Annotated in this window: 14 protein-coding genes; 9 read left to right on the forward strand and 5 right to left on the reverse strand. The window is 73.8% G+C overall.

What is annotated here, in order from left to right; translation table 11 throughout:
* Positions 1–92: 92 nt before the first annotated feature.
* Positions 93–1,919, reverse strand: coding sequence for a rhamnogalacturonan lyase (locus AB0K34_RS00245; protein WP_364544162.1), 1,827 nt, complete (start codon positions 1,917–1,919; stop codon positions 93–95).
* A 137-nt stretch (positions 1,920–2,056) separates the two neighbouring features.
* Between AB0K34_RS00245 and AB0K34_RS00250 the strand changes: the two genes are divergently transcribed.
* The 6 genes from AB0K34_RS00250 to AB0K34_RS00275 all read left to right on the forward strand — a co-directional run bounded on the left by AB0K34_RS00250 (position 2,057) and on the right by AB0K34_RS00275 (position 6,283).
* Positions 2,057–2,695, forward strand: coding sequence for a hypothetical protein (locus AB0K34_RS00250; protein WP_364544165.1), 639 nt, complete (start codon positions 2,057–2,059; stop codon positions 2,693–2,695).
* An 86-nt stretch (positions 2,696–2,781) separates the two neighbouring features.
* Positions 2,782–3,474: an SCO family protein gene (locus tag AB0K34_RS00255; RefSeq protein ID WP_301174238.1), complete on the forward strand. Its 693-nt coding sequence runs from the start codon at positions 2,782–2,784 to the stop codon at positions 3,472–3,474.
* Positions 3,471–3,932, forward strand: coding sequence for a copper chaperone PCu(A)C (locus AB0K34_RS00260; RefSeq protein ID WP_364544168.1), 462 nt, complete (start codon positions 3,471–3,473; stop codon positions 3,930–3,932). The genes AB0K34_RS00255 and AB0K34_RS00260 overlap by 4 nt, the downstream gene beginning before the upstream one ends.
* Positions 3,929–5,152: an iron uptake transporter deferrochelatase/peroxidase subunit gene (efeB, locus tag AB0K34_RS00265; RefSeq protein WP_364544171.1), complete on the forward strand. Its 1,224-nt coding sequence runs from the start codon at positions 3,929–3,931 to the stop codon at positions 5,150–5,152. The genes AB0K34_RS00260 and efeB overlap by 4 nt, the downstream gene beginning before the upstream one ends.
* A gap of 34 nt (positions 5,153–5,186) precedes the next feature.
* The gene (locus AB0K34_RS00270) at positions 5,187–5,894 is read left to right on the forward strand and encodes a heavy metal-responsive transcriptional regulator (RefSeq protein WP_364544174.1); all 708 of its coding nucleotides are present in this window, start codon (positions 5,187–5,189) and stop codon (positions 5,892–5,894) included.
* Between the two features lie 53 nt (positions 5,895–5,947).
* Positions 5,948–6,283 (forward strand): YnfA family protein, encoded by a 336-nt coding sequence (locus tag AB0K34_RS00275; RefSeq protein ID WP_301174234.1) that lies wholly within the window; start codon positions 5,948–5,950, stop codon positions 6,281–6,283.
* A gap of 28 nt (positions 6,284–6,311) precedes the next feature.
* Here the strand turns inward: AB0K34_RS00275 and AB0K34_RS00280 are convergent, their stop codons facing one another.
* The 3 genes from AB0K34_RS00280 to AB0K34_RS00290 all read right to left on the reverse strand — a co-directional run bounded on the left by AB0K34_RS00280 (position 6,312) and on the right by AB0K34_RS00290 (position 9,321).
* Positions 6,312–7,856: an AMP-binding protein gene (locus AB0K34_RS00280; protein WP_364544177.1), complete on the reverse strand. Its 1,545-nt coding sequence runs from the start codon at positions 7,854–7,856 to the stop codon at positions 6,312–6,314.
* Between the two features lie 92 nt (positions 7,857–7,948).
* Positions 7,949–8,752 (reverse strand): SAM-dependent methyltransferase, encoded by an 804-nt coding sequence (locus tag AB0K34_RS00285; protein WP_301174232.1) that lies wholly within the window; start codon positions 8,750–8,752, stop codon positions 7,949–7,951.
* A gap of 53 nt (positions 8,753–8,805) precedes the next feature.
* Positions 8,806–9,321, reverse strand: a complete 516-nt coding sequence (locus AB0K34_RS00290) for an Lrp/AsnC family transcriptional regulator (RefSeq protein WP_301174231.1) — start codon at positions 9,319–9,321, stop codon at positions 8,806–8,808.
* A gap of 108 nt (positions 9,322–9,429) precedes the next feature.
* On the opposite strand from AB0K34_RS00290, the gene pdhA reads away from it, so the two are divergent.
* Genes pdhA through AB0K34_RS00305 form a run of 3 tightly spaced genes read left to right on the forward strand, consistent with a single transcriptional unit; the run spans position 9,430 to position 12,808 of the window.
* Positions 9,430–10,527, forward strand: a complete 1,098-nt coding sequence (gene pdhA, locus AB0K34_RS00295) for a pyruvate dehydrogenase (acetyl-transferring) E1 component subunit alpha (protein ID WP_364544181.1) — start codon at positions 9,430–9,432, stop codon at positions 10,525–10,527.
* A complete protein-coding gene (locus tag AB0K34_RS00300) occupies positions 10,524–11,528 on the forward strand; it encodes an alpha-ketoacid dehydrogenase subunit beta (protein ID WP_364544184.1) in 1,005 nt (334 codons plus the stop codon). The genes pdhA and AB0K34_RS00300 overlap by 4 nt, the downstream gene beginning before the upstream one ends.
* Positions 11,525–12,808, forward strand: coding sequence for a dihydrolipoamide acetyltransferase family protein (locus AB0K34_RS00305; RefSeq protein WP_364544187.1), 1,284 nt, complete (start codon positions 11,525–11,527; stop codon positions 12,806–12,808). The genes AB0K34_RS00300 and AB0K34_RS00305 overlap by 4 nt, the downstream gene beginning before the upstream one ends.
* On the opposite strand, the gene AB0K34_RS00310 is transcribed toward AB0K34_RS00305, so the two are convergent.
* Complete coding sequence (locus AB0K34_RS00310; RefSeq protein ID WP_138636469.1) at positions 12,795–13,421, reverse strand: TetR/AcrR family transcriptional regulator; 627 nt, start codon at positions 13,419–13,421, stop codon at positions 12,795–12,797. The genes AB0K34_RS00305 and AB0K34_RS00310 overlap by 14 nt on opposite strands.
* Positions 13,422–13,506: the final 85 nt, after the last annotated feature.

Below are 13,506 nucleotides of genomic sequence, written 5' to 3' on the forward strand. Positions count from 1 at the left end.
CGGACGAGCCGGGGTTCGGCACTTTTCCCGCGCGCACGAGGAAGCCGGCCGTCGCGCCGACGGCCGGCCGGGTGAAGGGGGGAGCGTCCTCGTCAGCGCACGTAGATCTGCGGCTGCGCCGGAGCGGACATGCGGTCCCCGAGGAAGAAGCTCGGGTGCGGCGGCTGGTTGTAGGCGGTGTTCTGCCAGGCCAGGCCGGTCCGGTACTGGGTGTCGTGCAGCAGCGTGTAGATCTTGCGGTCGGTGACGTCCCGGGTCGTGTAGATCCGGAGCCGGGTGTCGTCACCGGACGGCCAGACGACCTCCTCGCGCCAGTCGCCGAGGATGTCGCCGCTCAACGACGGGACGGCCTTGGTGCCGTTGTTGGAGTGCACGCCCGACCCCGTCAGCAGCCGGGTGTCGCCGGACGACCCGTACTTGTCGATGTGCGTCCCGTCCAGCAGCTCGCGCACCGGGTCGGCGTCCCACCAGGCGAGGAAGTTGGCGGACGACGGCTTGCGCCCCGCGTTGTTGCCGGTGACGCTGCGCAGCTCGGACACCGAGGACGACCAGAACTCGGCGCCGATCCGTCCCGTCCAGATGTCGCCGGCGACGCCCCGGCCGTTGTCGCAGCACGCGGACGTCTGCCACAGCACCTGCCCGTTGTGCGGGTCGATGTAGAGCGACGACGGCTGGCTGGACGACTCGCTGACCTTGAAGTACTCCAGCCCCGGCCGCGCCGGGTCGAAGTCGCCGAGGTGCTGGGCGTCGCCGTGGCCGGTGCGGGTCGTCCACAGGCCGTAGCCGTTGTCGTCCACCGCCATCGCGCCGTAGACGATCTCGTCGCGGCCGTCCTGGTCGATGTCGCCGACGGACAGGCTGTGCGAGCCCTGCCCGTCGTAGCCGCGCCCGGTGTTCGTGGAGCTGTTGGTGTCGAACGTCCAGCGGCGGGTGAAGTGCCCGTCCCGCCAGTCCCAGGCGGCGATCACCGTGCGGGTGTAGTAGCCGCGCGCCATGATCAGGCTGGGCCGGGAGCCGTCCAGGTAGGCGGTGCCGGCGAGGAACCGGTCGACGCGGTTGCCGTACGAGTCGCCCCAGGACGCGACGTTGCCGCGCGCGGGCACGTAGTCGACGGTCTGCAGCGCGGTGCCCGTCCGCCCGTCGAACATGGTGAGGAACTCGGGGCCGCTGAGGATGTAGCCGCTGGAGTTCCGGTGGTCGGCGGAGGCGTTCCCGATGACCCGGCCGGTGCCGTCGACCGTGCCGTCCGCCGTCTTCATGGCGATCTCGGCGCGGCCGTCGCCGTCGTAGTCGTACACCTGGAACTGGGTGTAGTGCTGGCCGGCGCGGATGTTGCGGCCGAGGTCGATCCGCCAGAGGCGGGTGCCGTCCAGCCGGTACGCGTCGATGAAGACATCGCTGGTGTAGCCGCTCTGGGAGTTGTCCTTGGAGTTGGAGGGGTCCCACTTGAGCACGATCTCCAGGCGCCCGTCGCCGTCGAGGTCGCCCACGCTCGCGTCGTTGGCGCTGTAGTCGGAGCCCGGCCGCTGGATCGGGACGTCCAGGTACCCGTCGCCGAAGCGCAGGGACGCCTCCGACGCGGCGCCCTCGCTCCCGTTCACGATCGGCCGGACGGTGTACGAGGCGTCCGCGGGCGCGCCCTGGTCCCAGTAGTTCGTCGAGCCCGTGACGGTGGCGACCCGCGACGACCCCCGGTACAGGGCGAACGCGGTGGCGGACGGGTCGGTGCCGAGCAGCCGCCATCCGACGTAGTTGCCGTCGCCGGAGCGGACGCTGATCAGCCCGCGGTCGAGGTCCTCGGCCTGGCGGGCGGCGGCGGCGAGCGACGCGGGCGCGGTGGCGACCGCGCCCGGCACGGCGGCGGCGACCGCGCCGGCGAGGACGGCGGGCAGCAGGGGCAGGCGGCCTGTGACTCTCACGGCGACTCCCTCGGGGGGTGAGGCGGGGGCTTTCCACGCATCAGAAAGCGCTTTCAGTCGAACGTAAGGACGCCCCGCGCACCCCGTCAACGCCCCTTTCACAATCACCACCACCCATGTACTACGGTTCGTAGTACATGGGTCCGGACACCGCGAGCGACAGGGAGCGCGCCGACGGCGGCATGCGGCTGCTGAGGTCGGCGGCGTTCGCCGGCGTGTGCACGGCCGTGTCGGCGTCCGCGCACGCCGCGGCCTCCGGAACCGGGCTCCCGTGGTGGACGCTCGCGGCCGGGTGGGCGGGCACGCTCTGCCTGGCGGCTCCGCTGGCCGGGCGGGAGCGGTCGCGGCCCGCCATCATCGCGATGCTGCTGTGCGGGCAGATGGTCCTGCACGCGGTCTTCTGCGCGGGCCAGCAGCGGGCGATGCGGGACGCCCCGGCGATGCCCGGCCACCACGGCGGCGGCGTGGAACTGATGCCCGGCCCGGACATGTTCGCCCTGCACCTGGCCGCCGCGTTCCTGCTCGGCTGGGTCCTGCACCGCGGCGAGCGCGCCGCCTGGCGGATGGTGCGGCTCTCGCGGCGGACGGCCGGCGCCCTCGCCGGTCCGCTGGCCGCGCTCCTGACCGCGCTCTTCGCGCGGCTCCCCCTGCTCCGCCCCCTGGACGCGCGCGTCACGGCGCGCCGCCGCACCGAGGACGAGACCGGACGGGGCGAGACCCCGCTGCTGGACCACGCCGTGGTCCGGCGCGGCCCGCCCGTCCCGGCGACGGCCTGAGCCGGCCCTGGTACGCCGCGCCCGGAGGCGCGGCGTGCTCGCCCATGCGTCGCCGACGCTCCTCACTCCCTCTCCTTGGAGGCTTCATGCGTGCCCTTCTGCACGCCTCCCCCCGGACGGCCGTGCCCGTCCGGCTCGCCGCCGCGGTCGCGGCGGTCTCAGCGCTCTCGCTCGCCGTGTCCGCGTGCGGCGGTTCCCCGGCCGAGAGCCGCCCGGCCGCCGCGACGACCGCGTCCCCGTCCTCGTCCTCGTCCGGTACGGCGATCAAGCTCGACCGGCCGCTGGCGAAGCCCGCCCTGGCGCTGACCGACGACCGCGGCCGCCCGTTCGACCTGGTGAAGGCGACGGCCGGCAAGCCGGTGCTGCTGTACTTCGGCTACACCCACTGCCCCGACGTCTGCCCGACGACACTGGCCGACATCGCCAACGCGGTGAAGGAGCTGCCGGCGGCCGACCAGCGCAAGCTCCAGGTCGTCTTCGTGACCACCGACCCGGCCCGCGACACCCCGAAGCGGCTCCGCTCCTGGCTCGCCGCGTTCGACGCGCGCTTCATCGGGCTGAGCGGCGACTTCGCCGAGATCCAGCAGGCGGCGCGGGCCCTCGGCATCGCCGTGGAGAAGCCGGTGAAGAACGCCGACGGGAGCTACGAGGTCACCCACGGCGCCCAGGTGCTGGCCTTCTCGCCCGCCGACGACAAGGTCCACCTCGTGTACACGTCCGGGACGACGACGCGGCAGTACGCCGCCGACCTCCCGAAGCTCATCGGGGGGACGGTATGAGGCGCCCGGCCGCCGCGCTCGCGGCCCTCGCCCTCGCCGCCGCCGGAACCGCCGCCTGCTCCTCGGACGCCGAGGAGGCCCCGGACGGCCCGCGCCTCACGGTGAGCGGCGCGTACGTGAAGGAGCCGCCGATGAGCGACATGGCGGCCGGCTACTTCACGATCGCCAACACCGGACGGGATGACGACACCCTGACCGGCGTCACCAGCGACCTCGCGAAGCACGTCACCGTCCACACCACGAAGCCGAACGGGGCGATGGCCGAGGCCGGTCCGCTGACCGTCCCGGCGGGCGGCCGGCTGGTGCTGAGCACCGGCGGCTACCACGTGATGTTCATCGGGCTGGCCCGCAAGCCGGTGACCGGCGAGACCGTCACGATGACGCTGCGGTTCGCGACCTCGTCCCCCGTCACCGTGCAGGCGCCGGTGCGGCCCGCGTCCTACCGGCCCGCCCGATGACCGCGCCGAAGGGGATCACCCGGCGGCGGCTGCTCGGCACGGCGGGCGGCGCCGGGGCCGCCGGGCTGGCCGCCGGCGGTCTCGCGGGGTACCGGCGCCCCGGCGACGCAGAGACGCCGATCACCGCCGTCGGCGGCACGGCCGTCCCGTTCCACGGGCGCCACCAGGCCGGGATCCTCACGCCGCTCCAGGCGTGCGGGCATCTCGCCGCGTTCGACCTGCGGCCCGGCGCGGGCCGGGCCGCCGCGGCGGCACTGCTGCGCCGCTGGTCGGCGGCGGCGGAGGCGATGGCGGCCGGGCGGCCGCCCGCCGGAGACGACCAGGTCGCCCGCGACGCCGGGCCGTCCTCGCTGACCGTGACGTTCGGGTTCGGCCGCTCGTTCTTCGGCAAGACCGGCCTGGCGGACCGCATGCCGGACGCCCTGGTGGAGATGCCGCCGTTCTCCGCCGACGCGCTCGACCCGGCGCGCGGCGGCGGGGACCTGTGGGTGCAGATCGGCGCGGACGACCCCCTCGTCGCCGTGCACGCGCTGCGCATGCTGGAGAAGGGCGCGGCGGGGACGGCGGAGGTCCGCTGGATGATGAGCGGTTTCGGCCGGGCGCGGGGAGCGACGGGGCGGCCGATGACGATCCGCAACCTGATGGGCCAGCTCGACGGCACCGGCAACCCGGACCCGTCCGACCCCGGCTTCGACCGGGCGGTCTTCGTGCCGGACGCCACCGGCCCGCACGCGTGGATGAACGGCGGCTCGTACGCGGTCGTCCGGCGCATCCGGATGCTGCTGGACGCGTGGGAGCGGCTGCCCGCCGCCCGGCAGGAGCGGGTCATCGGCCGCCGCAAGTCCGACGGCGCCCCGCTGTCGGGCGGGACGGAGGAGACCCCGGTGAACCTGGCGGCGCTCGGGCCGGACGGGTCGCTCGCCATCGCCGGGGACGCCCACGTCCGGGTGGCCGCGCCGGCGTCCAACGGCGGCGCGACCATGCTGCGGCGCAGCTTCTCCTACCACGACGGCCTCCGCCCGGACGGCGCCCCCGACGCCGGGCTGCTGTTCATCGCCTGGCAGGCGGACCCGACGGCCGGCTTCATCCAGGTGCAGCGCAAGCTGGACGGCGCGGACGGCCTCACCCGCTTCCTGCGGCACGAGTCCAGCGCGATCTTCGCCGTGCCCGGCGGCGCCCGTCCCGGCGGCTATGTCGGGCAGGCGCTGCTGGAGGCTTGACCTTCGAGCCGGGTCGAAGGTCTAGCGTCGGGGCATGACGACGATGCGGATCTCACAGCTGGCCGAGCGCAGCGGCGTCCCCGCGACGACGCTGCGGTTCTACGAGGACGCGGGGCTGCTGGCCCCCGGCCGCAGCCCGGCCGGCTACCGGATGTACGGGGAGGACGCGGTCGCGCGGCTGGCGTTCATCGGCTCGGCCAAGCACCTCGGCCTCCCGCTGGAGGAGATCGGGGAGCTGCTCGGGGTGTGGGAGGACGGTGCGTGCGCGGACGTGAAGGCCGATCTTCGTCCGCGCATCACCGCCCGCCTGGCCGAGGCCGAGCACCGGCTGGCCGAGCTGTCCGCGTTCACCGATTCGCTGCACGGCGTGCTCCGGAACCTGGACGCGCTGCCCGACCGGGCGGTCCCGTGCGACGCCGAATGCGGCTTCCCGGACGGGCACACGTCCACTGACACGCCCGCCGAGCCGCCGATCGCGTGCTCGCTGACCGGCGAGGGCATGGCCGAGCGCGTGGCCGCCTGGCGGACGGTCACCGAGGGCGCCGTGCGGACGGAGTTCCCCGGCGGGCTGCGGCTGGCGCTGCCCGCCGACCGGGCCGCCGCCGTCGCGGAGCTTGCGGCGGCCGAGCAGCGCTGCTGCCCGTTCTTCGATTTCCGGCTCCGCTTCGCAGGCGAGATGATCGAGCTGGAGGCACGGGCCCCGGCGGACGCCGCGGCCCTGCTCACCGACCTGTTCGCCTGAGAAAGACCACCGTCGCCCGACGCCCGCCGTGGCGCCCGCTCCGGAGGAGGCCCGTGCTCGTCGCCCGCTCGATCGCCCTGTTCGTCCTCGCCGCCGTCCTGGAGATCGGGGGCGCGTGGCTGGTCTGGCAGGGCGTGCGCGAGCACCGGGGCTGGACCTGGATCGGCGCGGGCGTCATCGCGCTCGGCCTGTACGGCTTCGCCGCCACGTTCCAGCCCGACGCCCACTTCGGCCGCGTCCTCGCCGCCTACGGCGGGATCTTCGTCGCCGGGTCGATCGTGTGGGGCGCGGTCGCGGACGGCTACCGCCCGGACCGCTACGACATCGCCGGCGCCCTCGTCTGCCTCGCCGGCATGGCCGTGATCATGTACGCCCCGCGCGGCGACTGACCCCGCCGCACACCCCGCGCCCCGGCGGCTAGGAGCCGCCCAGGTAGTCGGCCTTCAACTGCGCCTTGTGGATCTTGCCGACGGGCGTCAGCGGGACCTCGGCGGTGATGGCGAACTGCCGGGGCACCTTGTAGTCGGCGAGGTGCTCGCGGCAGTGGGCGGCGAGCTCGTCGGCGGTGGGCGGCTCGGCGCCGGGGCGCGGGACGATGTAGAAGCGGCCGACCTCGCCGAGCACCGCGTCGGGGACGCCGATCCCGGCGGCCATCGCGACCTTCGGGTGCGCGGTGAGGACGTTCTCGATCTCGACCGGGTACACGTTGAACCCGCCCTGGATGTACATCTCCTTCTTTCGGCCGCGCAGGACGAGGTGGCCGTCCGGCTCCATCTCGACCATGTCGCCGGTGGCGAGCCAGCCGTCCGGCAGGAACACCTCGGCGGTCTCGTCCGGCATGTCCCAGTAGCCGGCGGTGACGCAGCCGCCGCGGATCTGGAGCTCGCCGGCCTCGCCCGCCGGGAGGACGGCGCCGTCCGGGCCGGTGACGCGGCCCTCGAAGTCGCCGATGATCACGCCGAGGGTGCGGGCGACGGTCTCGGGGTCGTCGTCCACCCGGGACAGCACGCACGCGCCGGACGTCTCCGACAGCCCGTACAGGCCGTAGAGGGGCACGCCGGGGAAGGCGCGGCGGATCGACTCGGCGAGCGCCGGCTCCACGTTCGACCCGCCCGCCATGCACAGCCGGACGGACGAAACGTCGTGGTCGGCGAAGTCGGGCCGGCCGAGCATCAGCACGTACATGGTCGGGACGGCGCCGAGGAACGTCACCCGGTGGCGTTCGATCGCGCGGAGCGCGCCGTCCGGGGAGAAGGCGGGCAGCAGCGCCACCGACCCGCCGCTGACCAGCGCGGCCATGATGGTGCAGGTGATACCGCCGACGTGGTTGAACGGCAGGTGCCCGAGCAGGACGTCGGTGTCGCTCATCGCGAAGTGGTCGGCCTGCGCGCGCGCCGACGCGAGGATGCTCCCGTGCGTGATGACCGCGCCCTTGGGCCGCCCGGTGGTGCCGGAGGTGTAGAGGATCACCAGCGGGTCGGACGGCTCGACCGCGTCGCGCGCCGCCGCCAGCGCCGCCGGGTCGGCGGGCGTCGCGGCCAGCGCGTCGAACCCTTCGCCGAAGTAGACGTAGTCGGTGACGTCGGGCGCCTGCGGACGGAACTCCTCGAAGAACGCCGCGAAGTCGAAGCCGGAGACCGCGGGCTCGCTGACGACCATGCGCGCGCCGCTCCGGCGGAGCATGTACGACAGCTCCTGGTCGCGGTAGCGCACGTTGAGCGGGACGATGACGGCGCCGATCCGCGCCGCGCCGAAGAACACCGCGAGCCACTGCGGGGTGTTGAGGCCGAGGAGGCCGATCCGGTCGCCGCGCCGGACGCCGCGGGCCAGCAGCCCCGCCGCGACCCGGTCGGCCAGCTCGCCGAACTCGGCGTAGGCGATGGTCTCGTCGCCGTCGTGCAGGAACGCCTTGCCGCGCGCCGCCGCCTCGTCCAGCGCGGCCCCGACCGTGCTCGCCAGCATGATGCCGCCTCCCCTTCGACGCGCCGCCCACGACGCGTCCGATCCCGTCTCGTCCTCAACGATCACGTACTGGGAGCTTTCAGCCGACACCCTCAGTGCTTGCGGCCCACCCCCGCATAGAACCAGATCGGGAGGGCCTCTTCCAGGGTGATGGACCGTTCCGGGCGCCACAGCGGCGCCCAGACGATGCCCGGGTCGAGCAGCTCGAAGTCGCCGAACAGGCCCGCCACCTGCTCCTGGGTGCGGGGGGTGCCGGGCGCGGACGTCCGCTTGTAGACCTCGACGACCTTGGCGACCACGTCGGGGACGCCGTCGGCCGAGGCGTGGGTCAGCGCCAGGTGGCTGCCGGGGGCGAGCGCGTCGCGCAGCTCGGCCATGATGCCCTGCGGGTCGTCCTCGTCCGGGATGAAGTGCAGGGTCGCGACGAGCAGCAGCGCGATCGGCTTGCCGAAGTCGAGCAGCCGCCGGACCTCGTCGTTCTCCAGGATCTCGCGGGGGTCGCGGGCGTCGGCCTGGATCATCCGCGTGCCCGGGGAGTCGGCGAGGATCGCCCGCCCGTGCGCGACGACCTGCCCGTCGTAGTCGACGTAGGCGACGCGGGCGGCGGGGTTCACCGACTGCGCGATCTGGTGGACGTTCTGCTGCGTCGGCAATCCGGTGCCGATGTCGAGGAACTGGTCGATGCCCTGCTCGGCCAGGTACCGCACGGCGCGGCCGAGGAAGGCCCGGTTCTCCCGGAGCAGGGTCAGCAGCGTCGGATCCGCGGCGATCGCCTCGTCGGCGGCGGCGCGGTCGGCGGCGTAATGGTCCTTCCCGCCGAGGTAATAGTCGTACATCCGCGCGATGTTCGGGACGTTCGGGTCGAAACCGCTCGGCTGCGGGCGCTGACCTGCCACCAGTTCTCCTCACAGCCGCGGGCGCGGGCCCGCGGCCATACCAGGCTACGCGATCATGAACGTTCCTCATGCCGAATCGGTTCCGGCGGGGTCTCGTCGAAGATCAGCCAAGTGCGGGTGGAGCGGACCCCTTCCACGGCGTGGATGCGGGCGAGGACGACGTCGCGCAGCGAGGCGTTGTCGGGGGTGCGGACGAGCATGACCAGGTCGACGTCGCCGCCGACGAACGCGATGTGCTCGATGTGCGGCACGTCGCGGAGCCGCGCGGAGACCTTCCGCCAGGAGTTCTGCTCGATGTTGACCAGGACGTAGGCCGCCGTGCCGAGCCCCGCCCGGACGGGGTCGACCCGCGCGGTGAACCCGGTGATGACGCCGTCGGCGACGAGCCGCTCCACCCGCGTGTAGGCGTTGGAGCGGGAGACGCTGACCCGCTCGGCGAGGGCGCGCATGGACATCCGGCCGTCCGCGCGCAGCTCCCGGATGATCGCCTGGTCGAGGTCGTCGAGCGGGGCCGCCGAATGTCCGGTTTGCCCGTGACTGGGTACCGGTTCAGGAGACAGGTGGTCCATGAGAGCTCCGCTGGTTGGCCGAATGTCCTGGATTTGGGCCGTCTATTGAGACCTATGGCTGACCTGGTTCATATTCCTAGCACCGATCGAGTGCGGAGGTGGAGGCGGATGACGGGTCGGGTGGAGGCGCTGCTCCCCTCGGCGGAGCCCGTGCGGTTCCTGACCGACGGCGGCGCGGCGGTGCGCGGCAAGCAGCCCTACCCGGTGCCGGACCCGGAGCTGCTGCGCCGGGCGCACCGGGCGATGGTCGTCGGGCGGCGGTTCGACGCGCAGGCGACCGCGCTGACCAAGCAGGGCCGGCTGGCGGTGTACCCGTCCAGCCACGGGCAGGAGGCGTGCCAGGTCGGCTCCGTCCTCGCCCTGGAGGACGGCGACTGGTACTTCCCCACCTACCGCGAGTCGATGGCGCTGGTGACGCGCGGCATCGACCCGGTCGAGGTGCTCTCGCTGCTGCGGGGCGACGCCCACTGCGGGTACGACCCCGTCCGCCACCACACCGCGCCGCAGTGCACGCCGCTGGCGACGCAGACCGTCCACGCGGCGGGCGTCGCGTACGCGGAGCGGCGCAAGGGGACGGGACGGGTCGCGCTCGCCTGCGTCGGCGACGGCGCCACCAGCGAGGGCGACTTCCACGAGGCGCTGAACTTCGCCGCCGTGTTCAAGGCGCCGGTGGTGTTCCTCGTCCAGAACAACCAGTACGCCATCTCGGTGCCGCTGGAGCGGCAGACCGCCGCGCCCTCCCTCGCCCACAAGGGCATCGGGTACGGGGTGCGGTCCGAGCGGGTGGACGGCAACGACCCGGTCGCGGTGCTCGCCGTGCTGGCGGCGGCCGTCGAGCACGCCCGCGCCGGGCATGGACCGTTCCTGGTCGAGGCGCTCACCTACCGGCTCGAATCGCACACCAACGCCGACGACGCCTCCCGCTACCGGACGGACGCCGAGGCGGACGAATGGCGCGGGCGCGACCCGATCACCCGGCTGGAGCGCTACCTGCGCCGCCGCGGGCACCTCACCGACGCGGACGTGGCGGCGGCGTCGGCGGAGGCCGAGGAGTTCGCCGCGCGGCTCCGGGACCGGATGAACGCCGACCCCGAACTCGTCCCGCTGGGGATGTTCGAGCACGTCTACGGCACCCCGACCCCGCAGCTGGACGAGCAGCGGGCGCAGCTCCGCGCCGAGATCGAGGCCGAGGAGGCGCTGTCATGATCACGATGGCCCAGGCGCTGAACACGGCGCTGGCGGACGCCCTCGACGAGGACGAGCGCGTCCTGGTGTTCGGCGAGGACGTCGGCACGCTCGGCGGCGTCTTCCGCGTCACCGACGGCCTCGCCGCCAAGTTCGGCGACGACCGCTGCTTCGACACCCCGCTCGCCGAGTCCGGCATCGTCGGGTTCGCGGTCGGCATGGCGATGGGCGGGTTCCGGCCCGTCGTGGAGATGCAGTTCGACGCGTTCGCCTACCCCGCGTTCGAGCAGATCGCCTCGCACGTGGCGAAGATGCGCAACCGCACGCGCGGGCGGGTCACGCTGCCGATCGTCATCCGCATCCCCTACGCGGGCGGAATCGGCGGCGTCGAGCACCACTGCGACTCCAGCGAGGCGTACTACGCGCACACCCCCGGCCTGAAGGTCGTCACCCCGGCCACGGTCGAGGACGCGTACTCCCTGCTGCGCGAGGCGATCGACGACCCCGACCCCGTCGTGTTCATGGAGCCGAAGAAGCTGTACTGGTCGAAGGCCGACGTCGGGCGGCTGGACCGGACGGAGCCGTTCGGCCGCGCCGCCGTCCGCCGCCCCGGCCGGGACGCGACGCTCGTCGCGTACGGGCCGAGCGTGCCGGTCGCGCTGGAGGCGGCGGCCGCCGCGAAGGACGAGGGCTGGGACCTGGAGGTCGTCGACCTGCGGACGATCGTCCCGTTCGACGACGCGACCGTGGCCGCGTCCGTGCGGAAGACGGGCCGCTGCGTCGTGGTCGGCGAGGCCGCCGGGTTCGCGGGCGTGGGGGCGGAGATCGCGGCCCGCGTCCAGGAGCGCTGCTTCCACAGCCTGGAGGCGCCGGTGCTGCGGGTGACCGGGTTCGACATCCCGTACCCGCCGCCGATGCTGGAGCACCACCACCTGCCGAGCGTCGACCGCATCCTCGACGCCCTGGACCGCCTCCAGCGCGACGACCGCCCCGACACCCGTTACCTGGGTGGTGTGGCGTGAGCGCGACGGTCTTCAAGCTTCCGGACCTCGGTGAGGGGCTCACCGAGGCGGAGATCCTGGAGTGGAAGGTGTCGGTCGGCGACACCGTGACGACCGACCAGATCATCGTCGAGGTCGAGACGGCGAAGGCGGCGGTGGACGTCCCGGTCCCGATCGCCGGCACGGTCGCGGAGCTGTTCGCCGAGGCGGGCACGGTCGTGGACGTGGGCTCCCCGCTGATCGCGATAGCCGCCGAGAACGCCGCGCCCGCTGCCGCCCCCGATACCGCCCCCGACGCCGCCGCCGAGCGGTACCGGGAGGAGGAGCGGGCCGGTTCGGGCAACGTCCTGGTCGGCTACGGGACGACCGAGACGCGCCGCTCCCGCCGCCGCGCCGCGCAGCCGGCCCCGGCTCCCACCCGTCCGGCGGCGGCGAAGGACGAGGCGCCGCGCGTGATCTCCCCGGTGGTGCGCCGCCTCGCCAAGGACAACGGCGTCGACGTCGCCGCGCTCACCCCGACCGGCCCCGGCGGCGTCATCCTCCGCCGGGACGTCGAGCAGGCGATCGCGGGCGCCGCCCCTCCCGCCGAGGACCGCCGGGACGCCGCCGACGTCGTGCGCGTCCCGCTGAAGGGCGTCCGGCGGACGATGGCCGAGAAGCTGTCCCGCAGCCGCCGCGAGATCCCGGACGCGACGACCTGGGTGGACGTGGACGCGACCCGCCTGGTGAAGCTCAAGAAGAAGATCGCGAAGGCCGACCCGGACGCCGGCGTCGGCATGCTGGCCCTGTTCGCCGCGATCTGCGTGGCGGGGCTCCGCCGCTTCCCCGAGCTCAACGCCTACGTGGACACCGAGCGCGAGGAGATCGTCCGGCTGCCGCACGTCCACCTCGGGTTCGCGGCGCAGACCGAGCGGGGCCTGGTCGTGCCGGTCGTCCGGGACGCGCACCTGCTGTCGCTGGCCGACCTCGCCGCCGCCCTGCGGGCACGGACGGAGGAGGCCCGCGACGGGCGGCTGTCCCCGAGCGACCTCACCGGCGGCACGTTCACCCTCAACAACTACGGCGTGTTCGGCGTGGACGGCTCGACCCCGATCATCAACCACCCGGAGGCGGCGATGCTCGGCGTCGGCCGGATCGCCGAGAAGCCCTGGGCGCACAAGGGGAGGGTGCGGCTGCGCCAGGTGACGCAGCTGTCGTTCACGTTCGACCACCGGGTCTGCGACGGCGGCGTCGCGGGCGGGTTCCTGCGGTTCGTCGCCGACTGCGTGGAACGCCCCGAGATGCTGGTCAGTCGCCGGTAGCCGCCGCGCGGCGGCGCAGCCCGTCGAACGCGACCTTGCAGAGCGCGTCGGCGATCTCCCCCCCACTGGCGCCGCCGCGCGGCCTGTACCACTCGATCAGCGAGTTGACGAGGCCGAACAGAAGCCGGGCGGTGATCGCCGGGTCGATGTCGGCGCGGATGTCGCCCTCCGCCTCGGCCTGCGCGACCAGCGCGGCGACCAGGTGGTCGAACTCGCGGCGGCGGGCCAGCGCCCGCTTCTCGACGGCGGTGTTGCCGCGCACCCGCAGCAGCAGGGTGACGAACGGCTGCCGCTCGACGAGGACGGCGACGCTGGCGCGCACGAGGTGCTCCAGCCGGTCGATGGCGCGGCCCTCCACGGCGGCGGTCTCCTCGGCGGCGGCGAACAGCCCGTCGAGCGCCCGGTCGACGGCGAGCTGGAGCAGCTCGTCCTTGCCGGCGACGTGGTGGTAGATCGCGGACTTGCCGATGCCGAGCCGCTTGGCGAGCTCGTCCATGCTGGTGCCGTCGTAGCCGCGCTCGTTGAACACCTTGACGGCGACCAGCAGCAGCGACTCCTTGTCGTAGCCCGGCCGCCCCCGCCGGTTCGCCCGCCCGCCGCCCGTGTTGCCCACGGACCCATTATCGCAGCGCCGAACGCCGTTCAGCTCTTCTCCCGGGCCCCGTCACCGGGTTAATATCTGACTGAACGGACGGTCA

The sequence above is a fragment of the Actinomadura sp. NPDC049382 genome, from assembly GCF_040677125.1.
Classification (GTDB): Bacteria; Actinomycetota; Actinomycetes; order Streptosporangiales; family Streptosporangiaceae; genus Spirillospora; species Spirillospora geliboluensis.

Excerpts from the sequence above, each read along its gene's own strand:
- AB0K34_RS00250 (WP_364544165.1), top strand. The coding sequence starts at position 2,057 with ATGGGTCCGGACACCGCGAGCGACAGGGAGCGCGCCGACGGCGGCATG.
- AB0K34_RS00255 (WP_301174238.1), top strand. The coding sequence starts at position 2,782 with ATGCGTGCCCTTCTGCACGCCTCCCCCCGGACGGCCGTGCCCGTCCGG.
- AB0K34_RS00260 (WP_364544168.1), top strand. The coding sequence starts at position 3,471 with ATGAGGCGCCCGGCCGCCGCGCTCGCGGCCCTCGCCCTCGCCGCCGCC.
- efeB (WP_364544171.1), top strand. The coding sequence starts at position 3,929 with ATGACCGCGCCGAAGGGGATCACCCGGCGGCGGCTGCTCGGCACGGCG.
- AB0K34_RS00270 (WP_364544174.1), top strand. The coding sequence starts at position 5,187 with ATGACGACGATGCGGATCTCACAGCTGGCCGAGCGCAGCGGCGTCCCC.
- AB0K34_RS00280 (WP_364544177.1), bottom strand. The coding sequence starts at position 7,856 with ATGCTGGCGAGCACGGTCGGGGCCGCGCTGGACGAGGCGGCGGCGCGC.
- AB0K34_RS00290 (WP_301174231.1), bottom strand. The coding sequence starts at position 9,321 with ATGGACCACCTGTCTCCTGAACCGGTACCCAGTCACGGGCAAACCGGA.
- pdhA (WP_364544181.1), top strand. The coding sequence starts at position 9,430 with ATGACGGGTCGGGTGGAGGCGCTGCTCCCCTCGGCGGAGCCCGTGCGG.
- AB0K34_RS00300 (WP_364544184.1), top strand. The coding sequence starts at position 10,524 with ATGATCACGATGGCCCAGGCGCTGAACACGGCGCTGGCGGACGCCCTC.